This is a genomic window from Nonomuraea jabiensis (assembly GCF_014204795.1).
Lineage (GTDB): Bacteria > Actinomycetota > Actinomycetes > Streptosporangiales > Streptosporangiaceae > Nonomuraea > Nonomuraea jabiensis.
Window position 1 is genome coordinate 52,872 of sequence record NZ_JACHMB010000001.1, and the last position, 23,217, is coordinate 76,088.

Sequence of the window (23,217 nt, forward strand, 5' to 3'; positions counted from 1 at the left end):
GGCCGTTCTAGGAGCAGCACCCTCCGCCGCAGCAGCCGCCGCCGCTCGCCCGGGGAGCGGCGGCGCCGCCCGTCATCGACACCGTGGACAGCAGCTTCACCGTGTCGTCGTGGCCGTCGGGGCAGGTGGCCGGGTCGTCGGAGGCCGACATGGGACGGGAGACCTCGAACGTGGAGCCGCAGGCGCGGCAGCGGAAGTCGTAACGCGGCATGGCCTAAGCGTAGCTGCACACTCCGCTAGCTGCGATGGCCCGCTGAACGCGGGCCCTCGTAAGTCATGTGCTCGTAGTCGGACACGGGCACGTAGCCGATCGACTGGTAGACGGCGTTGCTCGTCGGGTTGCCCAGGTCGGTGAAGAGCACCACCTGGTCGCAGCGCTCGGCCAGGCCGACCTGGCTGGCGTACGCGGTGACCGCGGCGCCGTAGCCGTTCCTGCGGCACGAGGGCGGCGTGTAGACGGGCCCGATGCGGCAGACCCCGCCGACCGCCGGGGAGAGCGCGGCCAGCGAGACCGGCGCCCCGCCCGCCTCCCACACGAACAGCTCGCGGGCCGCCAGCCGGCGCGCGACCGACTCGGCCGCGTCGTCGCCCATGCCCATCCGCACCTCTTCGGCGAACGCCTGGTACCAGCTGACCAGCAGCGGGAAGTCGGCGGGGGCGGCGAGCCTGCCGTGCCCGGGCGTGCCGGGGACGGCGAGCGTCCCCAGGCGGTAGAGCCGCTCGGGCACCAGCCGCCCGGGCTCCCCCAGCAGCCGCTTGACCTCGGAGGTCAGCTCCACCCTGCCGACGACCTCGGCGGGGGCGCCGAGGGCGGCCAGGAGCGGCGCGACGGCCTCCAGGGGCATGTCGGCGAGCCCGAGCGGGTGCGGCGGGGTGTGGAAGACCGCGCCCCGAACCTCGCCGTCGACCGTCCACCAGCCGAACCGGGGACCCTTCGCGGGCATGCCGGCGCGCAGGTTGGCGAGGACGGTCAGCGCGACCGTGTTGCGCACCGGGTCGCCGAGCAGGAACGGCTCGGCGACCGCGGCGTACTCCTCAACGTCTGAGGTGAAGGTCCACATGCCTGCTCATGGTGTCAGGCGGTGGCCACCCCTTACAAAGCGATATCTCAGGCCGCGGCCTCGAGGTAAGGCGCCCATTGGGGGTCACCGATCAGCGACGCGCCGATGAGCCTCCAGTGTGCGCCCCGTGGCACCGCCGGGCTGACGCGCAGCGTCCACCCCAGCTCCTCCAGGTACTTGTCGGCCTTCCTGTGGTTGCAGGTGGTGCAGGAGGCGACACAGTTCTCCCAGGTGTGGGTGCCCCCCCGGGACCGCGGGATGACGTGGTCGATGGTCTCGGCCCGCTGCCCGCAGTAGGCGCAGCGGTAGTCGTCGCGCCTCATGAGGGCGGCCCTGGTCAGCGGGATACGGGACCGGTAGGGGATGCGGACATATCTTCTCAGCCTGATCACCGAAGGGACGTCGAGCGTGTGGCTGGCGGAGCGCAGCACGGCGCCCCTGCCGTCGCGGTGGACGACGTCGGCCTTCTCCCGCAGCACCAGCACGACGGCCCGGTGCAGGGAAAGGGTGGTCAGCGGCTCGTAGGTGGCATTCAGCAGCAGGACCTGGCGCATCATGGAGCCTCTCCCTGCTGCGCGCGTATCAAAGGGGACATGCCGCGGCATGTCCCGACTGTCGGCCCCTCCTGGGGCACTTGTGCTTCCGTCACGTGGACCTCCGCCGGACGGCCCAGCGGATGGTCACCACGGCACCGTCCTGTCACCAAGTCTGGCGTTTGCACCGCGGTCCCCGCCACCCCAAAAATCCTCCAACCGGAATGGACGAGAGGGACACACGTTACGTTTTATGCCCGCTTCACCAGCGCTTTACGCATGTCCTTTGGCAGTAGGGTTCCCAGCATGAAGCTGGAGCCGTACCCGACCGCACGCCGCGAGAACACCGTCGACACCCTGCACGGCACGCCCGTGCCAGATCCTTATCGATGGCTGGAGGATCCCGACAGTCCCGAGACGAAGGGGTGGCTGCTGGAGCAGGCCGAGCTGTTCAGCAGGAGCAGCGGGCCACAGCGGTTCAAGAGCCGCATCGCCGAGCTGCTCAGGTCCGGCTCGGTCGGCGCTCCGGCCTGGCGCGGTGGCCGCCACTTCTTCAGCCGCCGTACGCCCGACCAGGAGCACGCCGTCTACTACGTCGTCGAGCCCGACGGGACCGAGCGGGCGCTGATCGACCCGATGGCGATCGACCCCTCGGGGTTGACCACGCTCGACGCCGTGCAGCCCGACAAGGAGGGGCGGCTGCTGGCGTACCAGATCTCCATGGGCGGCAACGAGGAGTCGATCCTCTACGTCATGGACGTCACCACGGGCGAGCGGGTCGAGGGGCCGATCGACCGCTGCCGCTACTCTCCCATCGCGTGGCTGCCCGGCGGGGAGGCGTACTACTACGTCCGCAGGCTGCCCAGCACCGAGGTCCCGGAGAACGAGACGCAGTTCCACCGCCGCGTCTACCTGCACCGCGTCGGCACCTCCACCGAGGACGACGTGATGATCTTCGGCCAGGGGCTGAAGATGACCAACTACTACGGCGTCTCGGTCTCGCGTGACGGCCGCTGGCTGCAGGTCTCGGCGCACGAGGGCACCGCCCCGCGCAACGACCTCTGGGTGGCCGACCTGACCGCGTCCCCGGCCGACCGGCCGGAGCTGCGGGTCGTGCAGGAGGGCGTGGACGCGCAGGCGGGGCTGGTCTTCGGCCGCGACGGCAGGCTCTACGTCCACACCGACCGCGACGCGCCCAGGGCGCGGGTGTGCGTCACCGACCCGGCCGAGCCGGGCTTCGAGACCTGGCGCGACCTCATCCCCGAGGACCCCGAGGCGGTGCTGAACGACTTCGCGATCCTCGACGACCTGGAGCGCCCGGTCATGCTGGTGGGCTGGACCCGCCACGCGATCAGCGAGATCACCGTCCACGACCTGGAGACCGGCGAGCGCGTCGGCGAGGTGCCCACGCCGGGGCTCGGCTCCGTCGGCAGCCTCTCCGAGCGTCCCGAGGGCGGCCACGAGGCGTGGTTCGGCTACACCGACAACACCAGGCCGCCCTCCGTGCAGCGCTACGACGCCAGGACCGGCGAGACCACGCTCTGGGCCGCCTCCCCGGGCGCGGTCGAGGTGCCCCCGGTGCGCACCTCGCAGGTCGTCTACCGGTCCAAGGACGGCACCGACGTCCGCATGCTGATCATCTCTCCCGCCGACGACACGCCGGGGCCCCGCCCCACCATCCTGTACGGCTACGGCGGCTTCGGCCTGTCGATGACCCCCGGCTACTCCGCGTCGATCCTGACCTGGGTCGAGGCCGGCGGGGTCTACGCCATCGCCAACCTGCGCGGCGGCGGCGAGGAGGGCGAGGAGTGGCACCGCGCGGGCATGCTCGGCAACAAGCAGAACGTGTTCGACGACTTCCACGCCGCGGCCGAGCACCTCATCGCCACCGGGGTGACCACGCCCGAGCAGCTCGGCATCTCCGGCGGCTCCAACGGCGGCCTGCTGGTGGGCGCCGCACTGACGCAGCGGCCCGAGCTGTACGCGGCCGTGGTCTGCTCGGCGCCGCTGCTCGACATGGTCAGGTACGAGCAGTTCGGGCTCGGCGCCACCTGGAACGTCGAGTACGGCACCGTCGAGGACCCCGAGCAGTTCGGCTGGCTGCTGGCCTACTCGCCCTACCACCACGTCCAGGAGTCGGTGAACTACCCCGCGACGCTCTTCACCGTCTTCCAGTCCGACACGCGGGTGCACCCGCTGCACGCGTGGAAGATGTGCGCGGCGCTGCAGCACGCCTCGACCGGCGAGCGCCCGGTGCTGCTGCGCAACGAGACCGAGGTGGGGCACGGCGCCCGCTCGGTGAGCAGGTCGGTCGACCTGTCGGCCGACACGCTGACCTTCCTCGCCCGGCACACCGGCCTGTAGCCTCGATGGCATGAGCGCGCTGGGGCCGGCCATGGTCGAGGCCGCCCCCAGCGCCGCCCTGCGGCCCTACGTGACGCGGCTGTGCGCCTACCGCGAGCACTATGACGCGCCGGTGGTGCGGTCCGAGACGGCCATGCCGGGGGCGGTGCTCGTCCTGGCGTTCGGCGCGCCGATGGAGGCGGGCGGGCGGCAGGTCACGGCCTTCTCGGGCGGGCTCGGCGACCGCTTCACCGTCACGCGCACCACAGGGCCGTGCGAGGGCGTGGAGGTGGTGCTGACGCCGTTCGGGGCCAGGAGGCTGTACGGGGTGCCGATGCGGCACCTGACGAACCTCGTGCTGCCGCTCGGCGACCTGCTGGGGCCATGGGCGGACACCGTGCTCGACCGGCTGGCCTCGACGCCGTCGTGGCCGGACCGGCTGGCGCTGGCCGACCGGCTGCTCCGCGAACGGATCGCCGCCGGGCCCTGCCTGCGCCCCGAGGTGCCGTGGGCCTGGGCGCGGCTGCTGGAGTCGGGCGGCCGCGTGAGCGTGTCCCGCCTCGTGGAGTCGCTCGGCTGGAGCCACCGTCACCTCGTCGCCCGCTTCCAGGACGAGGTGGGGCTGCCTCCCAAGACGGCGGCGCGGGTGATCAGGTTCGGGCGGGCGACGCGGCTGCTGCGGTCGGGGCTGTCCATCGCCTCCGTGGCGGCGGAGTGCGGCTTCTACGACCAGGCGCACATGAACCGCGAGTTCCGGGTGCTGGGCGACACGACGCCAGGTCAGATTCGTCCAAGACCCCCGGCGGCGTATCCGGCATCCTGAGTCCCATGAGCCGAACCGTTTACGCCATCGCCCGCTACCAGGACTGCCAGGCCGCGATCGACTTCCTGACCGGCGCGTTCGGGTTCCGGGTGCACGAGGTCTCCAAGGACGACGAGGGCCGGATCAAGCACGCCGAGCTGCTGGTCGGCGATGATCTGATCATGATCGGACCGGGGAGGGCCGGCGGGCCGGGGATCTACGTCGCCGTCGAGGACGTCGACGCCCATCACGATCGCGCCAGGGCCGCGGGGGCCGAGATCACGATGGAGCTCGTGGACCAGCCGTACGGGTCCCGCGAGTACGCCTGCGAGGACCCGGAGGGCAACCCCTGGTACTTCGGGACGTACCGGCCGTAACCGCCCGGCCACAGCCTCAGCCCGGGGTCAGGGAGTCGGGGGCCGGGACAGGGAGCGGGTGGGCGGCCTCGGGGCGCAGCCCGTCGAAGATCAGTCTCAGGTAGCGCCGCCAGAGCCCCGGAACCGCGTCGCCCAGCGGGGCCACCGCCTGGGCGGCGGCATTGATCAGCAGCACGACGTCGTGCCCCGTGACGTCGTGCCGCACGACCCCGTCGCGGCCGGCCCGGTCCGTGAGCGACCGGGCGACCGCCACCAGGCGATCGCTCGCGGCCCTGATCTGCGGGTCCTCGCGCATGGCGGGGGTGAACGCCGCGCAGAACGAGCGCAGCTCGACCCCGGCGGCCATGAACTCCAGCAGCGCCGCCCCGGAGTCCGCCTCCTCGCACAGCGCCTCTCCCCTGGCCGCCAGCGACTCCAGCTGGTCGCTGAAGATCGCGGCCATGAGCTGCTCCTTGGTGGCGAAGTGCCGGAACACGGTGCCCTTGCCGATCCCCGCCCGCGCCGCGATGCGCGCGATCGAGACCTCCGTGCCGTGCTCGGCGACCTGTCCCGCTGCCGGGCCCCGGCCAGGTCCAGGTCCGCGTCGCGGCGGCGGGTCTCAACCCCGCGGACGTCCGGCTCGTGAGCGGGGCGTTCAAGGAAGTGGCCCCGCTGGAGTTCCCGCACGTCCTCGGCAGCGACTTCGCCGGCACGGTCACGGCCGTCGGGGCGGGCGTGGCACGATTTTCCACGGGTGATGAAATATTCGGACTCGGCCTGGCGCGGGCCGCCGGGAGCATGGCGAGCATGACGTCCTCGCCGCCGTCGTTCACGACGGGCACGATGGCCGAGTACGCGATCTTCGACGCCGACACGCCGGCCCTCGCGCACCGGCCGGCCGGCCTTCCCGCCGAGCAGGCCGCCACCCTGCCCATCGCCGCCCTGACCGCCCTTGCGCTGCTTCGCGCGGGCAACTTCGCGCCCGGCACGAAGGCGCTGGTCATCGGGGCGGCCGGCGGGGTGGGCGGAGCCGTCGTGCCGCTACTGGCGGCCCAGGGCGTACACGTGATCGCCACCGCGATCCCGGCGGACGAGAGCTACGTACGCGGCCTGGGAGCCGCGGAGACGATCGACCACAGCTCCGCGGACACCGCCGCCGAGACCCTGCGCCGCCACCCCGGCGGCGTCGACGCCCTGGTCAACCTGGTGCTCCCCGGCCCTGCCCTGGCCGGGCCGGCGCGGGTCGTCCGTCCGGGAGGCCCGCTGCTGACCGTCGCCTTCCCCAGCCCCGACCCGTCCACCGGCTTCAGGACCGTCTACACCCGCGCCCGTCCCGGCGATCTGGACGAGGTGGCCGCCCTGGCGGTGAAGGGCACGCTGCCCTCCACCGTCAGCCGCCGCTACCCGCTGGCCGAGGCGGCGCGGGCGTACCGGGATCTGGTCCACGAGCACGTACGAGGCAAGCTGATGATCAACGGGTAGCTAGCGCGGGAAGACGACCGTCTTGTGGCCGTCCAGCAGGACCCGCTGCTCGGCGTGCCACTTGACCGCCCTGGCCAGCGCCAGGCACTCCACGTCGCGCCCGATCGCCACGAGGTCCTCCGGGGAGTGGCTGTGGTTGACCCGGGCCACCTCCTGCTCGATGATCGGCCCCTCGTCCAGGTCGGAGGTCACGTAGTGGGCCGTGGCGCCGATCAGCTTGACGCCGCGGTTGTGGGCCTGGTGGTACGGCTTGGCGCCCTTGAACGACGGCAGGAACGAGTGGTGGATGTTGATCGCCCGCCCGGCCAGCTTCTCGCACAGCTCGCCCGACAGCACCTGCATGTAGCGGGCCAGCACCACCAGGTCCACCTGGTAGTGCTCCACCAGCGCCAGCACCTCGGCCTCCTGCCTGGCCTTGGTCTCGGGGGTGACCGGCAGGTGGTGGTAGTCGATCCCGTTGGACTGGGTGAGCGGCCGCAGGTCGGGATGGTTGGAGACGACCGCGACGATCTCGATGTCCAGGGCCTTGGACCTGACGCGGTAGAGCAGGTCGTTCAGGCAGTGGTCGAACTTGCTCACCATGATCAGCACCCGCGGCTTCCTGGCCACGTCGCGCACCTTGAACTCCATGGCGAAGTCCGGCGCGAGCGCCGCGAAGGCGCCGTTGAGCTCGTCCTCGCCCAGCGGCCCCGCGAACTGGACGCGCATGAAGAAGCGCTGCCCGACCCGGTCGCCGAACTGCTGGCTCTCGATGATGTTGCATCCGTGCCGGGCCAGCAGGCCGGAGACGGCGGCCACCACACCGGGCCGGTCGGGACAGGACAGCGTCAGGATGTATTCGGCGGGGCTGGTCATGCCTCTTCACTCTCGCGGGCGTGGAATCGGCGGTCACCGCAGGGCTGAGCCCTGGCCGGTGACCATCACAGAGAGTACCCGACACACGTTACGCGCCTGATCGTCCATCATCCAGGTGAACCCGGGTAGTCAGGGGGGAACGCGGATTCGGCAGGGGCGACCCCGGTTGTCCCGCAGCTTGGGATGGAGCGTGGTCCTTGGACGTCGCCGTGCTGATCGTGGTCGCCGGCCTCTTCGCCGTCGTGTCCGGGGTCAACGACGGGGGCGCCCTCCTCGCCACCGGGCTCAAGCTGCCCTCGGTACGCCCGGCCACCGGCGTCCTCGTGCTCGTGGTGCTGGTGGCAGTGGTCCCGCTGGTCACGCATCAGGTGGCGGTGACGTTCACGACCAGGCTGGCCTCGTTCCAGGCGCCGGGCGGCGAGATCGCGATGACCATCGCGGTGATCTCGGCGCTGGCCGTGGTGACCGCGCTCAGCATGAAGGGCCTGCCCACCAGCCTCACGCTCGCCATCGTGGGCGGGCTCACCGGTGCGGGGCTGGGCTGGGGGCTGCCGGTGTCGCCCGGCTCGGTGCTGCTGGTGCTGGCGTTCGGGGTGGCGGCGCCCTTCGCCGGCGGGCTGCTGGGCTGGCTGCTCGTCCGGGTGCTCCTGATCACGACCTCGGGCCGCGGGCTGTGGCGCTGGCACCAGGTGGGGTTCCTCCTGCAGAGCCTCGCCTACGCCGCCAACGACGGGCAGAAGATGCTGGCCGTGTTCATGATCGTGCTGGGCTTCTCGGACGCGCCGCTCCCGTACACGTCGCTGGTGGCCGTCCTCTTCGGGCTCGGCACCATGTACGGGCTCCCCAGGGCGGGCCGGACGCTGGGCCGCGAGCTCATCGCCTCCCGGCCTCCGCACGGAGTCGCGGCCGAGCTGGCCGCGGGCACGGCGGTGATCGCCTGCGCGGCCGTGGGCATGCCGGTGAGCATGACCCAGGCCATCGCCGGCGGGCTCATCGGCGCGGGCGTGGCCCGGGGCAGCGGCCGCGTCCGCTGGCACGCCACCGGCAAGATCGTCGCGGCCTGGCTCCTGACGCTGCCGAGCGGCGCCCTGCTGGGCGCGGGGCTCGCGACGCTGGTGAAGGGCATTGCGAGCGTGGAACTCTCATGAAGGGACGGCGAACGTGAAGCACTCTTCGAGACCGGCTCCACCCGTGACGCGCTGCCCCGCCTCCCCGAAGGAGGCCAGATCATGAAACGGCTGCGGCGGATCCGCAACCTCATGACCGGCCGCATGGACAGCGCGCTCACGGAGGCCCTGCTCGGCCAGCTCCGGGCCACCAAGGAAGGCGCGTGGCTGGCGATGGCGATGATCGGGGGCGAGGTGGGCAGGACGGGCGCGCACGAGCAGATGCGCTCGATCGAGCACATCGGCGACGAGGAACGCGCCTGCCTCATCGAGGAGCTCAAGACGGCCCTGGTCACCCCCATCGATCCGGAGGACCTGTTCCGCCTGTCCCGCGCCATCGACGACATCCTGGACTCCTTGCGGGACTTCGTCCGCGAGTCCCACCTCTACCGGATCCCGGACCAGATCCGCTTCACTCCCCTTCTCGACCAGGTCATCGTCGGCATCGACGCCCTGGAGAACGCGGTCCGCGACCTCGCCTCCCGCCCCTCCGCCGTGGCCCACGACGCGCTGGAGGCGAAGAAGGTGGGCGGGTCGATCCGGCGGATGTACCAGTACGAGATCTCGCACATCTTCTCGGGCGAGGTGACCGCGGAGGCGCTGAAGAAGCGGGAGCTGGTGCGCCGCCTCGAGATCGTCGGCGTCGCCATCGGCAACGCCGCCGACGCCATCGCCGACGGCGCCATGAAGCGCTAGCCGAAGGCGTTGACCCCGGTCAGCTCGGCGGACAGCGCCCACAGCCGGGCGGCCTGCTCCGGGTCGATCGCATAGTCGCGCACCCCTGGCCCGGCGCCCTCCGTGGTCGGCTCGGCGAGGTCGCAGTCCTCGCAGTAGACGCCGCCCATGCCCGCCAGCTGCGGCGAGGTGGCCGCCCACACCTGGGTGGCCGCGCCCTGCTCGGGGGTCTTGAACGTGGGGTCCAGGGCGTTGCCCTCCTCGTCGATCCACCCCGCGGCGACCATCTCCTCCTTGCGGAGGTGGCGCTGCAGAGGCGTGAGGATGGCGCCCGGATGCAGCGCGAACGCCCGCACCCCCGCGTCCCGGCCGAGCGCGTCGAGCTGGACGGCGAACAGGACGTTGGCGGTCTTCGCCTGCCCGTAGGCCTGCCACTTGTCGTAGCCCCGCTCGAACTGCACGTCGTCCCACCGGATGCCCGCATGCCGGTGCCCCGCGGACGAAACGGACACGACCCGTCCCCGGCCCTGGGCCACGGCCGGCCAGAGGCGGTTGACGAGCGCGTAGTGGCCCAGGTGGTTCGTGGCGAACTGCGCCTCCCACCCGGGGCCCACCCGCGTCTCTGGGCAGGCCATGATCCCGGCGCTGTTGATGACGATCTCGACGCTGCGGCCGGTGGCCAGGAAGCGCTCGGCGAACTGCCGCACGCTCTCCAGATCGGCGAGGTCGAGCTCGTCCACCTCGACCCCGCCGATGCCCGCGACCGCTTCCTCGGCGACCTCGCGGCGGCGCGCGGGCACCACCACGCGTGCTCCGGCTCGGGCGAGCGCCCGCGTGGTCTCCAGGCCGATGCCGGAGTAGCCGCCGGTGACGATCGCCAGCTTTCCCGAGAGATCGATCCCGTGGAGCACGTCGTCCGCGGTGCTCCTGGCCCCGAACCCCGACCCGATCTTGTGTTGTGGCGTTGTCATGCGACTCACGCTACGAGTTGGAGCCCACTCCAGGTCAAACGCCCGCGGGCGTCACAGGCCGAGGGGCTGGGCGAGCTCGGTCAGCTGGGTCAGGGCGTGGGCGAGGTCCGGGGTGTCCGGGGAGAGGGGCTGGATGACGACGTGGTCGGCCCCCGCGTCCAGGTGGTCGTGCACGCGCTTGGTGATCGCGTCGGCACTGCCCCAGGCCACGATGGCGTCCACGAGGCGGTCGCTGCCGCCTCCGGCGACGTCCTCGTCCGTGAAGCCCAGCGTGCGCAGGTTGTTGAGGTAGTTGGTCAGCGTCAGGTAGTGGGACATGTGGGCGCGGGCGATCTCGCGGGCGCGGGCCGGGTCGGACTCCAGGACGACCGCCTGCTCGGGGATCAGCAGCGGGCCCGGGCCGAGGATCCGGCGGGCCTGCGCGGTGTGCTCCGGTGGCACGAAGTAGCTGTGGGCGCCGTCCGCCAGGTCCCTGGAGAGCTCCAGCATCTTGGGCCGCAGCGCGGCGAGGATCCGAGGAGCCGGGGTCGAGGGCACGGGCAGCGTCTGGTCGGCCTGCTCCATGGCCGCCAGGTAGGTGCGCATCGCGGCCAGGGGCTTGGCGTAGTCGTGGCCGCGGCCGGTGACCAGCGGGGCGTGGCTGACCCCGATGCCCAGCAGGAAGCGGTCGGGGAAGGCGTCGCCCAGCGCGGCCGCGCCCGCGGCCATGGCCGTGGCGTCGCGCACCCAGAGGTTGGCGATGCCGGTGCCGACCGCGATGCGCCGGGTGGCCGCCAGCAGGACGGCGGACATGACGAGCGGCTCCTTGCTGCCCATGCCCTCGTTGACCCAGAGCGAGCCGTAGCCCAGCGACTCGATCTCGGCCGCCGCGCGGCGGGCCTCCTCGGCGGGGGCCTTGCTGATCATGGGATGCCACACTCCGACGCGCCCGATGTCCACGGCCGCTCCCCTCGCATAGAATGTTCGATCGAGATGGAACACTACAGTAATGTTCGATCGCAGTCGAACAGGACGCGCGGTCTGACACACACATCCCCGATCGAGGTCTCGCTGCAGGCCGCCCTCGACGCGCTGGGCGATCCGATCCGGCGCCGCATCGTGCGGGAGCTGGCGGACGTCCCCGACTGGACGCGCGCCTGCGGCACGTTCTCCCACCTGCCGGTGGCCAAGTCCACGCTCAGCCACCACTTCTCGGTGTTACGCAACGTGGGGCTGCTGGAGCAGCGCGACGAAGGCGCCCGGCGGCTCAACCGCCTGCGCCGGCAGGAGTTCGACCACCGCTTCCCCGGATTGCTGGGGCTCGTGCTGGAGGAGGAGCGACAGGGGTAACGTCTGGCGGGTGGGTGCCATGGAGGGGCAAGCGGGCAGCAGCGACCGGCCGGCGGCCCGGGTCGTCTGCCTGGATCGCGACGGCAGGGTGCTGCTCATGCACTGGTACGACTCCGTCAGCCGCACGGACGTCTGGGAGCCGCCCGGCGGCGGGATCGACCCCGGCGAGACGGCGCTGGAGGCGGCCAGGCGGGAGCTGGGCGAGGAGACCGGGCTGCCGGGCTCGGCGGTGCGGGAGCGGTTCGTCGAGGTCGAGCGCGACTTCTCGTGGCTGGGAGTGCGATATGTGAAGACCGAGCCGTTCTTCCTGGCCATCTTCGAGGAGGCGCGGCCGGAGGTGGATCCCGGGCAGCTCACCGAGGAGGAGCAGGCGGCCTACCGGGGATACGCCTGGGCCGAGGAGCTGCCCGCCGACGTGGAGCCGCCCGAGCTGGCGAAGGTGATCGAGCGGCTCACCACGCGGTGGGTCACAGGTCCAGCGTGACGCCCTCGGAGGCGACCGCCAGCGTGCCGTCATAGGACTTCGCGGCGGCCAGCAGCGCTAGCGCCGCCGACGTGTCGGGCCACAGGTGGGTCAGGAGCAGGCGGGCCACCCCCGCCGAGGCCGCGGTGTGGCCCGCGTCCAGGGCGCTGGACAGGTAGGGCGCGTCCTCCTCGGGGACGCGTTCCGGATAGGTCGCCTCGGCCACCAGCAGGTCCGCCCCCTCCGCCAGCGCCACCAGCTCGGGGGACGGCCCCGTGTCACCGGTGTAGGCGATCACGCGACCTCCCGCGCTCAGCCGCAGGCCGGCGTTGGACACGTGGTGCGGCAGGTCGAACACGTCCAGGCGGAACGGACCGACCTCGTACGGCACGCCGGGCGCAAGATCGCGCGTCACGAAGCTGCCCGCCAGCATGCGCGGCTTGTCCAGCGCCAGGACGGCGTCCAGCGCGCCCGGTGGCGCGTACACCGGCAGGGCGGGAGCGGGGACGTCGGCGAGGGCGCGGGCGCGCAGCAGCGGGTTGAGGTCGGCGCAGTGGTCGGGGTGGCCGTGGGTGACCAGCACCGCGTCCACCTCGTCGGCCCGTATGTGCCCGAGGAGCCTCGGCAGCGTGGCGTAGCCGGGATCGACGAGGACGCGGAACCCCTCGGCCTCGACCACGTAACCGCTGCACGCCTGCCCCGCCGCGGGCCAAGCCCCGCAGCCCCCCAAAACCGTAAATTTCACACTAATCCCCAGAAAGTAGCCGTGCCCTCACGCATGGGGGCCGTCGCGGAAATGGCCGAGTTCGTCGAGCGTCGTCACCAGGAGCCCGCGCAGCAGCCGCCCCGCCACCTTCTCATGATCGGGCTCCACGGGCACGCCCTTGCCCACCTTCTCCGCGTACACCTCGCGCTCCCGCAGGTCGGTGTACGGCAGCGCGGTCATCCCCACGGCCACGGCGACCCGGGTGCCGCCTCGGGGCAGCACGGCCACGGTGTGCGTACGCAGGCAGGTCTCGTCAGGGGCGCCGTACCAGCCGCTCTTGACCCCGGCGCCGGGCGAGCGGATCGCCTCCCGGGCCCCGAACGCCTGCGACGCGCTGACCTGCCGCATCCACCCCAGGATGGTCTCCGCGACCGGGTCACCGGCGACGGCGGCCTGCGCGAGCACCGCGTACGCGATCGCGACCTCGTCGGCGGCCACCTCGACGGAGCCGAACCGCGAGGGGTCGCCGTTGGGCGGCGACCAGGCGATGCCGGTGCGGCTGCGGAGGTCGTCGAGGATGACCCGGGGGCCGACGGCCAGCCACAGGTTGAGCGTGTCGGCGTTGGAGGACACGACCACGGCGGGCTCGGCGTGCCGCCGCCACCGTTCGGCGTCGGGGATGCGGGCCGCGCTCACCCACGCGTACAGGGGTTTGAGCAGCGAGGCGCAGCGCAGCCGCGCCAGGCCCACGGTGACGCCCACCGTGCGGGCGGGCGGCCCGCCGTAGCCGCGCCTGATGCCCGCGGCCTGGACGCTGGCGCTGGGATCGAGGTTTTTGAGCAGGTCGTTGAAGCCCACGCCACCACCGTAGACCTACGGAGGGCTCCCCCAGCGACCTTCGTACCACTCCAGGCCCGGCGGGTCGCCGGGCAGCTCGGTCGCCCCCGGCGCGCGCAGGCCGTCGAGCGCGATGGTCAGCAGCCGCTGCTTGGCGTGCGGATGCTCGCCGCCGGGCGCCGGCCGGCTGAACTGCTCTATGAGCAGCGAGATGTCCAGCGTGGTGACGTCGCCCCTGAGCACGCCGGCCGCGCGCGCCCTGGCGATCAGCCGGTCGGCGAGCTCGGTGCCCCTGCGGGCCGTGCGCCACATCTCGTCGGTGACCTCGATGGTGCCGGCGACCGGTGCGAGTGCGCCCGCCCTGAACCCGACGCACGCGCGGAGGTAGGAGGCCAGCCCCTCCCACGGGTCCGGCTCGGCCAGCCCCGCCTCGGCCGCCTCGGCCCCGCGCTCCATGGCGATCACGCACAGGCGCTGGAGCAGCTCCTCCTTGGTGCGGTAGCGGCGATAGAGGCTGCCCATGCCCACGCCCGCCGCCTTGGCGATGGCCGACACCGGCGCGTCGAACCCCTGCGTCGTGAACACCTCGTGCGCGGCCCGCAGCAGCCGCAGATCGTTGCGCGCGGCCTCGGCCTGCCTCCCGCGGGTGCTCATGCCGTACAGGATATTAGTATTTTCGGAGCGGATCGCTCCGATAAAGAAGGGCTCATCATGCGTGCGGTGGTCTTGAGGCGGTACGGCGGGCCGGAGGCGCTGGTCGTGGAGGAGGTGCCGGACCCGGTGGCCGGGCCCGGGCAGGTGCTCGTGGACGTGTCGGTGGCGGGCATCACGTTCGTCGAGACGCAGGTACGCGCCAACCGGGGGCCGCGGCAGGCCGAGCTGCCCGCGATCCTGGGCAACGGCGTCGCGGGGACGGTGGCCGCGACCGGCGAGGGCGTCGACCCGGCGCTGACCGGCACGCCGGTGGTCAGCACGCTCGGCGGTCACGGCGGATACGCCGAGCTCGCGGTGGCGAGCGCCGACGACCTGATCCCGATCCCCGACGGCCTGTCGCCCGAGTTCGCGGTGGCGCTGCTCGCGGACGGGCGCACCGCCGTGGGCCTCGCGCGGGCCGCCGCCCCCCAGCCCGGGGAGTGGGTGCTGGTCGAAGCGGCCGGCGGCGGCGTGGGGAGCCTGCTGGTGCAGCTCGCCACGGCCGCGGGGGCGCGCGTGGTGGGCGCGGCGAGCAGCGCCGCCAAGCGCGACCTGGCGGCGGGCCTGGGCGCGGAGCTGACGGTCGACTACACCGACCCCGGCTGGACCGAGCTGGTACGGGACGCGACGGGCGGCCTCGACCTGGTCTTCGACGGGGTCGGCGGCGAGGTCGGCGCGGCGGCGCAGGGGCTGCTCAAGGACGGCGGCCGGCTGAGCGTGTACGGCATGGCGGGCGGTCCGATGACCACGCCGGAGCCGCGCGTGACGGCGGTCGCCTGGCCGCAGGCGGACCTGCGCGAGCTGGCCAGGCAGGCTCTGACGCTGGCCGCCGCCGGACGCCTGCGCCCGACCGTCGGCGCCGTCTACCCCCTGGAGTCGGCCGCCGAGGCGCACGCCGCCATCGAGGCCCGCGCGGTGACCGGCAAGAGCCTGCTCACGATCCGGCCCCTTTAGGAGCCGAAGCGCGCCCACGACACGACGAGCGCGGCCGGCACCAGCGCGACCACGCCCAGCGCGGTCACCACCTTCCACCGCCGCGCCACCCCCGGCTCCGTCATGAACGCCGCCACGGCCCCCGCCCCGGCGAAGACCGCCCCGGCCGTGACGGCGTGCGCGAGCGAGGACGTCCACGAGGGCATTGCCTCGCCGACGAGCCGGAACACCACCAGCACCCCGCCTGCCACCAGCGCCACCCGCCGCCCGGGCCGTACGTCCACCCGCTCCAGCACGAGCGTGGCCCCGGCGAGCAGGGCCAGTGTGATCACCACCACGACGCCGACGGCGGGGGCCAGGCACCCCCAGTCCTCGCAGCCGATGCCCGCCCAGGCCAGGCGCACGCTGGCCCACCACAGCACCCCCAGAGCGGCGCACACCGCGGCCGCTCGCCCCATTCGCCCCCGCATGCCCCCATAGTCCCACCGCGCCCAGGCGGTCGTCAGGAGAGGCGATCGGCCCGCCGCTCGTCCGCGTCGGCCTCGGCGGCGCGCCCGAGCGCGCGCAGGGCGACGGCCCGGTTGGTGTACAGGTCGGGCTCGGGCCGCAGCTCGATGGCCCGGCTCAGGTCCTCGACCGCCCCTTCCAGGTCCCCGGCGGCATACCGCAGCACCCCCCGGTTCCCCCAGGCGGCGGCGAGCCCGGGCGCGCCCTCCACCGCGCGGTCCAGCGCCTCCCCCGCCGCCGCCAGCCGCCCCGCCGCCGTCTCCAGCTGCCCCAGCACCGTGAGCAGGTGGGGGTTGCCGGGCTCCAGGACGAGCCCGGCGACGACGTCGGCCAGGGCCTCCTCGTCCCGGCCCACCGCGGCCAGCAGCCCGGCCCGGTTGATGTACGCGTCCAGGTAGGACGGGTCCAGCTCGATCACCCGCCCCAGGTCGGCCAGCGCCCCGTCGGTGTCGCCCCGCACGGTGTGCAGCTCCGCCCGGTTGTAGTACGCCTCCGGCAGCGGCGGCCCGGCCCGCATGGCGCGTTCGAAGTCGGCCAGCGCCTCCTCGTGCCGCCCGAGCTTGAACAGCAGGTTCCCCCGCTCCAGGTAGTAGTCGGGAAAGGCCGGGTCCAGCGCGATCGCGGCCGCGTAGTCCTCCATCGCCTCCTTGACGTGACCGAGCGCGGCCAGCAGCTGGGCCCGGTTGGCCAGCAGCACCATCCGGTGCAGCGGATGCCGCTCCCGCAGCTCGCGCGCCAGCTCGACGGCCGACTCGACCAGCGACAGCGCCGCGCCCGGCCGGCCGTGCCGCAGCTCGATCAGCGCCAGGCCGTTGAGGTCGAAGCCCAGCTTGAACGCCCGGTCCAGCGGCTCCGGCAGCAGGGTGGAGATGGCGATGGCCTCGTTGATCCAGCGCCGGGCCCGGCCCAGGTCACGGTGTGCGGGGTCGGGGTGGCGGGCGTCGAGCATGGCGGTGCCGTACGCGCTGGCGGCGTGCATCGCCGGATCCTGGCTGGCCGCGCGCACCTGGTCCCAGATCGCCCGGGCGTCGTCGGTGCGGCCGAGGCCGCCCAGCGCGGTCGCGGTGCGCTGGGCGAAGCGCCACCACTGCTGGCCGCCCGGCTCGGTGCGCGCCATGCCGCGCTCCCCCAGCTCGACGGCGGCGTGCAGGAATCCGTCGCGCATGCACCGGTCCACCAGGGCCCAGAGCTCGTCCGCGCTCCGGGTGTCGGGCGGCGGGTCGGGGCCGCCTGAGTAGCGCATGATCGTGAGGAGGTCCGGCGGGATGCGCCGCATCATGACGTCCAGGAGTTCGGTGTCCGTCGGGTCGGCCTCGGCGCCGTTGCACACGGCGATCGCCTGCCCGGGGCGTACGGCGACCATGAAGAACTCCGCGAGCCCGTTGGCCAGCCGCAGCGTGCGGCGCGGCGCGGGCACGAGGATGCGCTCGTCCTCGGACAGCCCGGCGTCGATCGTGGTGCGCCGGACCGGCACGAGAGGGGCCAGTTCGGGCGCGGCGGCCCGGATCTCGATGTCGTGCGCCGCCACCAGGTCCCCGTCCCGCTCCAGAGCCTGCGGCACCAGGTGACGCAGCAGGGCGGCGGCGACAGTGTAGGGGCCGCGCGGCCGACGATGTCCGTCGATCAACGGTGTCAGCAGCCGCACGGCCCCCCATTGAGCGGGTGGTTCGCCCTGGACTCTGAGATGGGACTTTGCCTCGGTCACCCCTTGTGAAGGACGCTGGAGGTCCCCGCCAGCCTCGCGGTGCCAGGCTTGCGGACAATGATGCGCTTCATGACGTACCTCTCCCCTGGTGCTATTTCCCCATTATTGGTGCACCCCGCCGAATATCAAGATTTATGGTGAATAAGTGGGAGGTTAAACTCCAAAAAGCAGTTGCCTTTTGATTGACACCTGTAACCTATTGGGGCCGAAACCAACGCGGGAGGGCTTTCGTCCGGGATTGCTGCTCGGCCTCCTCCATCAGATCGCACAGGCACCGGCCGAGCAGGGTGACCGACCGGCAGCACCCCGGCCCCGGCAGATTCCTCGCCCGGACGATGAGCGTGGCCCGCTCGATCAGCCGCTCGAGGCTGGGCTCCCCGCCGCCCTTGAGCGAGCGCGTGTGCCAGGGGCACGTCTCGACGTTCGCACAGGCCCCTCTGTCGAGGTACGGCGGCTGGCCGCCGCCGCCGAGCGGCAGCGCGTCCTCACGTTTGATCCTCAGGTCGGCCAGCGTCCTGGCCGCCCGGGCGGCGACGGCGAGCAGGGCCTGGTTGGCGCTGGGGCGCTCTTTTCCCAGCGCGGCGGTCCTCGCGGGCAGCGCGAGCAGCATCGCGCCGGCCATCAACCCCCCGCCGACGACCATGCCCCAGCCGATCTGCTCGTGGAACCAGATCACCGAGATCGCGGCCACCCAGAGCGGCTGCGACGACATGAGGATCGCGCTCGGCACGGCGGTGACGTGCGCCTGGCCGTACGAGCGGGCCAGGAACCCCAGCGCGCACGACACCACCGCCAGGTGGCCCAGGATCAGCCAGTCGGACCCTCCCGACGGCAGCACGACCCCGTCGCGGACGGCGACGACCCCGGTGAGCAGCCCGATGGTGAACAGCTGGATCACCGTCAGCGCGTACGCGTGGAAGGTCTCACCCCGCTTGGACAAGTGCGCCAGCAGCAGCGTGTGGCCGGAGTAGAGCGCGGCGGCGGACAGCGTGACCCCGAGCGCCAGCACCGAGATCTCGTGGCCCTCCACCCCCCTCAGCAGCGTGAACACGGTCATCCCGGCCAGCGCGAGCACCACCCCCACCCAGATCCGGGTCGGCACCTTCACCTTGAACAGGACGAGCGCCAGGATGGGCGTGATCACCACGCTGCAGCCGACGGCGAACCCCGACAGCGAGGACGGCAGGCCGTGCAGCGCGGCGGCCTGACCCGCCTGACCGAGCCCGAACATCACCCCGAGAACGACCCCGTTGATCCAGGTCCTGCGCGGCAGCTCCCGAAGGCAGCGCGGCCTGATGGCGAGGAGGGTGAGCGCGGCGATCAGGTAGCGCTCGGCGAGCAGATCCTCCACCGGTAACCGCTGGATGAGATCCTTCATCAGCGGGAACGCCGACCCCCAAGCGGCGCTGACGAACAACAGAAGCACGGCTCCCAGGAGGGGTCGGGGAGCGGGCACGACTGCCATGGCAAAAGCATCTCACTACTATTCGCAGCCACTGATGTACAGGGAGCAGTCGGTGAGGTTCCTCTACAACTCGGTATTAGGAGCCTCACCCGCGGGTTCGTACATCCATACCGCGGACACCGGAATCGGCGTCGTCGCGTACTGCGGGTGACGGAAGGAATGTCGGCGGAGAAGTCACGCCGGGAGCCCGGGAAAGATCACCGGGGAAGGGGTGGAAGCGGCCCCAGGAGGGGTGCCCCAGGAGGGGTGAGGGTGGGGCCGTGCGCCAGGGTGGCTCTCAGAGCTCGATGACCGCCGGAGGGGCCAGGCGTTTCTCGAGGTACACGACAGTGTGGTCACCGACCCGCTGTCTGGACAGCTCGCGCCATCCCTCTCGCTCGTAGAGCGCCAGGGCGGCCTCCTGGCTGAGCGTGGTGTCGCCTCTGACGCGCTCGAAGCCGAGGTCCACCGCGCGCCGTTCGAGTGCGAGTAGCATGGCCGCGCCGTAGCCGCGCCGCTGGAAGTCCGGGTGGACTCTCAGCCGGCACATCTCGACCGTGGCCGTGTCGACGGGTTTGAGCCCGCCCATCGCGACGACCCGCTTGTCCACCTCGCCGACCAGGAAGTCACCGCCGCAGCCCAGGTAGATCTCCTGGATGCGCGGGAAGTCGTCGTCGTAGTAGACGCCGTCGCCCGGCACCAGTCCCACCTCGGCGAGGGAGATCCGGTGGAGTGCGAGGATGGTGTCGAGATCGGACCACCGATAGCGCCGGATCTCCAAGTTCATGCACCGCCGCCTTTCATCTGGACCTTCGGCCGGCGCAGTTCGGCCCTGTACTCCTCGAGTTTCGCGTGGTTGGCGTCACGGGCCATGATCGCCTGTTCGAGCGCCAGGGCGGGACGCATGATGAAATCGGTCATGTACTCGTCGCCGAGCATCCGCAGCGCCCTGGTGCCGATGTCCAGCGCGGAGTCGAGCTCCCCGTCGATCACGCGGCACTGGGCCTGGTCGAGCCTGATCAGCGTCTGGTCGAGGATGTGGTCCTCGTACTTCTCCAGCGCCTGGTCGAGCACCACCTCGGCCTCCAGCGTCTGGCCGAGCTTGGTGAGCACGTCGCCCTGGTAGAAGTAGAGCTGCTTCTCCGTGTAGCCGAACGCCATGTCCGACTGGTGCTCGGGCCGCATGTGGGAGAAGGCGCTCCTGGCCCTGGCCAGCGCGCGTTTCGCCTGGTCGACGATCTCCTTCTTGTTCTCGGAGCCCGAGAGCATCGCCAGCGCCCGCGCCTCGACGACCGGTGCCATCGCCTGCGCGGGGCAGGCCACGGCGCCCGCCAGGTCGCGGCTCTTCTTCGCCAGGTTGAGGGCCTCCCGGGCGTCGCCGAAGTAGAGCGGGACGAGCGACTCGCGGGCGGTGATCCACGCGCGCAGCGCGCGGTCGCCCGTCTCGTCGGCCGCGGTGCGCCCGGTCCTGAAGAAGGAGCGGGCCAGCCGGTGGTCACCGAGATTGATCATGATCATGCCGCCCAGCCCCGCCAGCTGGGCCGCCATCCGCAGCAGGCGGTCCTGCAGGTCGACGGGCTGCCGGCAGCCCAGCGCCTGGCGTACGGCGCTCATCTCGAGCATCACGTCGCACAGCAGGCGCAGGGGGGCCGTGGTCGTGTACTGGCGGCCGAAGCTCTGCGTGGCCTCTTCCCACTGGTCGAGCATCGCCGCCGACACCGTGGCCTTGACGAGCGTCTCGTCCATCCGGCGCCTGATGCCCTCGCACGCGCCGAGCACCGGCCCGTCGAGCTCGGTGGCGGCGCTGGTGCCGGGGTTGAGCAGGTTGAGCATGGTGCGCCGGAGGATGTTCTCGTCCTCGTCGCTCTCCGCCTCCGGGGGCGAGCCGGGCTCGCGCTCCGCCGGCGCTAACGGCCGGTCCGTGCCGTCTTCCAGCGGCACGCCCGGAGTGCGGTGCCCGCGGCCGCAGATGCACGGCCCGTCGAAACCGAGCTCCAGCGGCTCCACCCGATAGACCGTGCACAGATAGTGCAGGTATTCGGGCCCTGGGCGCTTGAGCCCGCTCTCGTAGGCCGACAGCAGGGTCTCTCCGATGCCGGGCATCGCCTTGTTGTCACGTTCGAACAGGGCTCTGATCTGCTCGATGACATCCGCCAGCGCGATGCCGTAGGAAAGACGGTGGGATTTGACGCGGCTGGTACCGAACTGCGGAGTGCACTGCTCATGGATCTCGTCAGCTATCTGGGCCGAAGTGCGCCCGGCGGCCAGCCCCTTGGCTCTGATCCGCCGTGCGATCTCCGTTTCCCTGTGCTGTCTGCCGGACATCCCGGCCCCTCTCGCGCGTGTCTCGACCGGTCCACAACTGGTGACTCAGCGTAGCGTCCATGTAGCTGTGCGCCTACCCAAGAGTGTGAACCAATGTCGCCAGCTTGAAAACGCCCGGCATCCAGCGTACGGATAAGGATCGTCCTCCGAGGGACTGTTTCTTACATCCCACGAGGGAGAAGCAACTCCCCGTGACCGGGGGGCCGGCGTTGCGCCCGCCCTTGACATGAGCCATGTTTGGCCCACCAGCCGATTCCCAAAAGGAGGGGACGAAAGGTGGGGGACGACAACTTCGAGCATCTGAAGCGTCTCGTATCCGAACTCGACGCTCACGGGTTGCTCGCGAGAGTGGTCCAGACCCAGGGCGGGCGCATGTTCGCACGGGTCATCAACCCGAACGCGACCAGCCTGTCGGAGAACGTCACCTGTCGGTCGACGAGCGCATCCGACGCACCGGACTGGTGGTACTGCTGGTCCTGGGGAGAACGGATGCACAAGGCCGACGACCCGGCTGGAGCGGCCACGAAGGTCGCACGCGTGCTGGCCGCCGTGGGCGAGTGACAAAGCGGTGACCCGGGTGGAGCGCAGCCACCCCGGCTCACCGCACCCACGGCGGCTTCAACGGAGCCGGCGGGGTGGCCGGTGCGGAGGGACTCCCGTATGCCGGAGCCCTTGGTCGCCCCGCCGGTTCCGGCCCCAGGCACGGTCTCGCACGCCGTGCCTGTCCACCCCTGGGCACGGTCGCGCAGCTCGTATGCCGTGCCTGACCACAGCCACCCGACCGGTCTTCCCGGGCGGGTGTTCGGGGGATCCCTCCCGGAACCGGCACGGGACACGCTTCCGGGTGCGCGTCCCGTTCCGAGCCGTCCGTCATCGGAGCGTCCGCTCTCTCCCTCCGCGGCCCAGAGAGCAGGCGTCCCCGTCTTCCCCGGCGTGATGTGACGGCGGGCGGTCCGGTCGGCGGTATTTTTGGATCGAATCGGTCCAAAGCAGCCGACCGAACCGCTTCCGGAGGGGGATCTACCCAGTGTTACTGCTGGTGACAGCGTCGCCACCACCCGCTTCTCCGTCGGGCCTGTCCGACTTCGAGAAGCTGACCCAGCAAATGGCTGGGAGCTGCGAGAACGACCCGGCGGGCATTTGCTCTACCCTTGTCGGGATGTGGGACAACCCGACCTGGGCGCCCTTGGTGGCCAGCCTGATCACCATCGTCCTGATCCTCGTGCTCGCGATCGTGCTCCGCAAAGTCGCGCACCGGGTCATCACGAGGGTGGTCAACCGCGCGGCCACGGGTGGTTCGATCACCAGCAGGTTCCGCAAGAACGCGGTGCCCGACAGCATCGACGCGCTGCTGCACGAACGGCGCAAGCAGCGCGCCGAGACCATGGGCTCCGTGCTCAAGCACGTCGCCTCGATCGTCATCCTCGGCACCGCGGTGCTGACCGTGCTCGACCGGCTGACGATCCCGATCGCGCCCCTGCTGACCAGTGTCGGCATCCTCGGCGTGGCCATCGGCTTCGGCGCCCAGGAGCTGGTCAAGGACTTCATCGCGGGCATGTTCATGCTGCTGGAAGACCAGTACGGCGTGGGCGACGTGATCGACGCCGGCGCCGCGGTCGGCACGGTCGAGGCGGTCACCCTGCGCGTCACCAGGCTGCGCGACGTCGACGGCCGCGTCTGGTACGTCCGCAACGGCACCATCACCCGGGTCGGCAACGAGTCGCAGGGCTGGTCGCGGGCCTATATGGACGTCCCGGTGGCCTACGACGCGGACATCGTGAGCGTCCGGGTGCTCCTGGAGCACGTGGCCGAGGAGATCTGGGCCGACGGCGAGTTCCGCGAGACCAAGATCGTGGAGCAGCCGCAGGTGTACGGCGTCGAGCAGATGTCCGACAGCTCGCTGGTGTTCCGCATCAGCGCCAAGACCCTGCCCTCGGCGCAGGCCGAGGTGTCCAGGGAGCTCAGGTTCCGGGTCAAGTCCGCACTCGACTCCGCCGGCATCCCCATGGTCGCCACCGCATAGGCTGAGAC

26 protein-coding genes are annotated in these 23,217 nt (G+C 71.7%); 11 read left to right on the forward strand and 15 right to left on the reverse strand.

Translation table 11 applies throughout. The features are described from left to right. Window positions 1-7: 7 nt before the first annotated feature. Genes HD596_RS00245 through HD596_RS00255 form a run of 3 tightly spaced genes read right to left on the reverse strand, consistent with a single transcriptional unit; the run spans window position 8 to window position 1,615 of the window. Entirely contained in the window at window positions 8-211 is a 204-nt protein-coding gene (locus HD596_RS00245; RefSeq protein WP_185067301.1) for an FmdB family zinc ribbon protein, read from the reverse strand. 25 nt (window positions 212-236) lie between these two features. After that, the gene (locus HD596_RS00250; RefSeq protein ID WP_185067302.1) at window positions 237-1,061 is read right to left on the reverse strand and encodes a GNAT family N-acetyltransferase; all 825 of its coding nucleotides are present in this window, start codon (window positions 1,059-1,061) and stop codon (window positions 237-239) included. 47 nt (window positions 1,062-1,108) lie between these two features. Then, on the reverse strand, window positions 1,109-1,615 hold the full coding sequence (locus tag HD596_RS00255; RefSeq protein WP_185078202.1) for an HNH endonuclease: 507 nt from the start codon (window positions 1,613-1,615) through the stop codon (window positions 1,109-1,111). A 285-nt stretch (window positions 1,616-1,900) separates the two neighbouring features. Here HD596_RS00255 and HD596_RS00260 point away from each other — a divergent pair, with 285 nt between their 5' ends. The 3 genes from HD596_RS00260 to HD596_RS00270 are packed head-to-tail and all read left to right on the forward strand — an operon-like array spanning window position 1,901 to window position 5,116. Continuing rightward, window positions 1,901-3,958, forward strand: coding sequence for a prolyl oligopeptidase family serine peptidase (locus HD596_RS00260; protein WP_185067303.1), 2,058 nt, complete (start codon window positions 1,901-1,903; stop codon window positions 3,956-3,958). A gap of 10 nt (window positions 3,959-3,968) precedes the next feature. Further along, window positions 3,969-4,760: a helix-turn-helix domain-containing protein gene (locus HD596_RS00265; RefSeq protein ID WP_185067304.1), complete on the forward strand. Its 792-nt coding sequence runs from the start codon at window positions 3,969-3,971 to the stop codon at window positions 4,758-4,760. A 5-nt stretch (window positions 4,761-4,765) separates the two neighbouring features. Beyond that, window positions 4,766-5,116: a VOC family protein gene (locus HD596_RS00270; RefSeq protein WP_185067305.1), complete on the forward strand. Its 351-nt coding sequence runs from the start codon at window positions 4,766-4,768 to the stop codon at window positions 5,114-5,116. A 16-nt stretch (window positions 5,117-5,132) separates the two neighbouring features. Here HD596_RS00270 and HD596_RS00275 read toward each other — a convergent pair whose 3' ends face one another. Then, complete coding sequence (locus HD596_RS00275) at window positions 5,133-5,591, reverse strand: SbtR family transcriptional regulator (protein ID WP_246554034.1); 459 nt, start codon at window positions 5,589-5,591, stop codon at window positions 5,133-5,135. 77 nt (window positions 5,592-5,668) lie between these two features. Between HD596_RS00275 and HD596_RS00280 the strand changes: the two genes are divergently transcribed. After that, on the forward strand, window positions 5,669-6,577 hold the full coding sequence (locus tag HD596_RS00280) for an NADP-dependent oxidoreductase (RefSeq protein ID WP_185078203.1): 909 nt from the start codon (window positions 5,669-5,671) through the stop codon (window positions 6,575-6,577). Here HD596_RS00280 and purU read toward each other — a convergent pair whose 3' ends face one another. Beyond that, window positions 6,578-7,432 (reverse strand): formyltetrahydrofolate deformylase, encoded by an 855-nt coding sequence (gene purU / locus HD596_RS00285; RefSeq protein WP_185067306.1) that lies wholly within the window; start codon window positions 7,430-7,432, stop codon window positions 6,578-6,580. Window positions 7,433-7,629: 197 nt separating this feature from the next. Between purU and HD596_RS00290 the strand changes: the two genes are divergently transcribed. Then, window positions 7,630-8,580: an inorganic phosphate transporter gene (locus tag HD596_RS00290; RefSeq protein ID WP_185067307.1), complete on the forward strand. Its 951-nt coding sequence runs from the start codon at window positions 7,630-7,632 to the stop codon at window positions 8,578-8,580. Between the two features lie 81 nt (window positions 8,581-8,661). After that, the gene (locus HD596_RS00295) at window positions 8,662-9,294 is read left to right on the forward strand and encodes a DUF47 domain-containing protein (RefSeq protein ID WP_185067308.1); all 633 of its coding nucleotides are present in this window, start codon (window positions 8,662-8,664) and stop codon (window positions 9,292-9,294) included. Here HD596_RS00295 and HD596_RS00300 read toward each other — a convergent pair. Further along, window positions 9,291-10,244, reverse strand: a complete 954-nt coding sequence (locus tag HD596_RS00300; RefSeq protein WP_185067309.1) for an SDR family NAD(P)-dependent oxidoreductase — start codon at window positions 10,242-10,244, stop codon at window positions 9,291-9,293. The two genes, HD596_RS00295 and HD596_RS00300, sit on opposite strands and share 4 nt — an antisense overlap. Window positions 10,245-10,295: 51 nt before the next feature. After that, window positions 10,296-11,183, reverse strand: coding sequence for a TIGR03620 family F420-dependent LLM class oxidoreductase (locus HD596_RS00305; RefSeq protein ID WP_185067310.1), 888 nt, complete (start codon window positions 11,181-11,183; stop codon window positions 10,296-10,298). A 33-nt stretch (window positions 11,184-11,216) separates the two neighbouring features. Between HD596_RS00305 and HD596_RS00310 the strand changes: the two genes are divergently transcribed. Together HD596_RS00310 and HD596_RS00315 are read left to right on the forward strand one after the other, a co-directional pair. Then, a complete protein-coding gene (locus HD596_RS00310; protein WP_185067311.1) occupies window positions 11,217-11,573 on the forward strand; it encodes an ArsR/SmtB family transcription factor in 357 nt (118 codons plus the stop codon). A gap of 19 nt (window positions 11,574-11,592) precedes the next feature. Further along, window positions 11,593-12,057 (forward strand): NUDIX domain-containing protein, encoded by a 465-nt coding sequence (locus HD596_RS00315; protein ID WP_185078206.1) that lies wholly within the window; start codon window positions 11,593-11,595, stop codon window positions 12,055-12,057. Here HD596_RS00315 and HD596_RS00320 read toward each other — a convergent pair. From HD596_RS00320 to HD596_RS00330, 3 genes are read right to left on the reverse strand one after another with little or no spacing between them, the layout of a single operon-like run. Beyond that, a complete protein-coding gene (locus HD596_RS00320; RefSeq protein WP_185067312.1) occupies window positions 12,041-12,781 on the reverse strand; it encodes an MBL fold metallo-hydrolase in 741 nt (246 codons plus the stop codon). The genes HD596_RS00315 and HD596_RS00320 overlap by 17 nt on opposite strands. 27 nt (window positions 12,782-12,808) lie before the next feature. Beyond that, window positions 12,809-13,600: a hypothetical protein gene (locus HD596_RS00325; RefSeq protein WP_185067313.1), complete on the reverse strand. Its 792-nt coding sequence runs from the start codon at window positions 13,598-13,600 to the stop codon at window positions 12,809-12,811. A gap of 15 nt (window positions 13,601-13,615) precedes the next feature. Next, on the reverse strand, window positions 13,616-14,233 hold the full coding sequence (locus HD596_RS00330) for a TetR/AcrR family transcriptional regulator (protein WP_185067314.1): 618 nt from the start codon (window positions 14,231-14,233) through the stop codon (window positions 13,616-13,618). Window positions 14,234-14,290: 57 nt separating this feature from the next. Between HD596_RS00330 and HD596_RS00335 the strand changes: the two genes are divergently transcribed. Further along, window positions 14,291-15,226 (forward strand): zinc-binding dehydrogenase, encoded by a 936-nt coding sequence (locus tag HD596_RS00335; RefSeq protein WP_185067315.1) that lies wholly within the window; start codon window positions 14,291-14,293, stop codon window positions 15,224-15,226. On the opposite strand, the gene HD596_RS00340 is transcribed toward HD596_RS00335, so the two are convergent. The 5 genes from HD596_RS00340 to HD596_RS00360 all read right to left on the reverse strand — a co-directional run bounded on the left by HD596_RS00340 (window position 15,223) and on the right by HD596_RS00360 (window position 21,186). Beyond that, window positions 15,223-15,675: a hypothetical protein gene (locus tag HD596_RS00340; RefSeq protein WP_185067316.1), complete on the reverse strand. Its 453-nt coding sequence runs from the start codon at window positions 15,673-15,675 to the stop codon at window positions 15,223-15,225. The genes HD596_RS00335 and HD596_RS00340 overlap by 4 nt on opposite strands. Window positions 15,676-15,707: 32 nt before the next feature. Then, a complete protein-coding gene (locus tag HD596_RS00345) occupies window positions 15,708-17,357 on the reverse strand; it encodes a tetratricopeptide repeat protein (RefSeq protein WP_185067317.1) in 1,650 nt (549 codons plus the stop codon). A gap of 256 nt (window positions 17,358-17,613) precedes the next feature. After that, a complete protein-coding gene (locus HD596_RS00350; RefSeq protein WP_185067318.1) occupies window positions 17,614-18,843 on the reverse strand; it encodes a DMT family transporter in 1,230 nt (409 codons plus the stop codon). A gap of 316 nt (window positions 18,844-19,159) precedes the next feature. After that, window positions 19,160-19,648, reverse strand: coding sequence for a GNAT family N-acetyltransferase (locus tag HD596_RS00355; protein WP_185067319.1), 489 nt, complete (start codon window positions 19,646-19,648; stop codon window positions 19,160-19,162). Next, window positions 19,645-21,186 carry an NsdA family TPR-like regulatory protein gene (locus HD596_RS00360; RefSeq protein ID WP_185067320.1) on the reverse strand — a complete coding sequence of 514 codons (1,542 nt, stop codon included), beginning with the start codon at window positions 21,184-21,186 and terminating at the stop codon, window positions 19,645-19,647. The genes HD596_RS00355 and HD596_RS00360 overlap by 4 nt, the downstream gene beginning before the upstream one ends. Window positions 21,187-21,462: 276 nt before the next feature. Here HD596_RS00360 and HD596_RS00365 point away from each other — a divergent pair, with 276 nt between their 5' ends. After that, a complete protein-coding gene (locus HD596_RS00365) occupies window positions 21,463-21,747 on the forward strand; it encodes a hypothetical protein (RefSeq protein ID WP_185067321.1) in 285 nt (94 codons plus the stop codon). 598 nt (window positions 21,748-22,345) lie between these two features. Beyond that, entirely contained in the window at window positions 22,346-23,209 is an 864-nt protein-coding gene (locus HD596_RS00370; protein ID WP_246554037.1) for a mechanosensitive ion channel family protein, read from the forward strand. Window positions 23,210-23,217 lie beyond the last annotated feature (8 nt).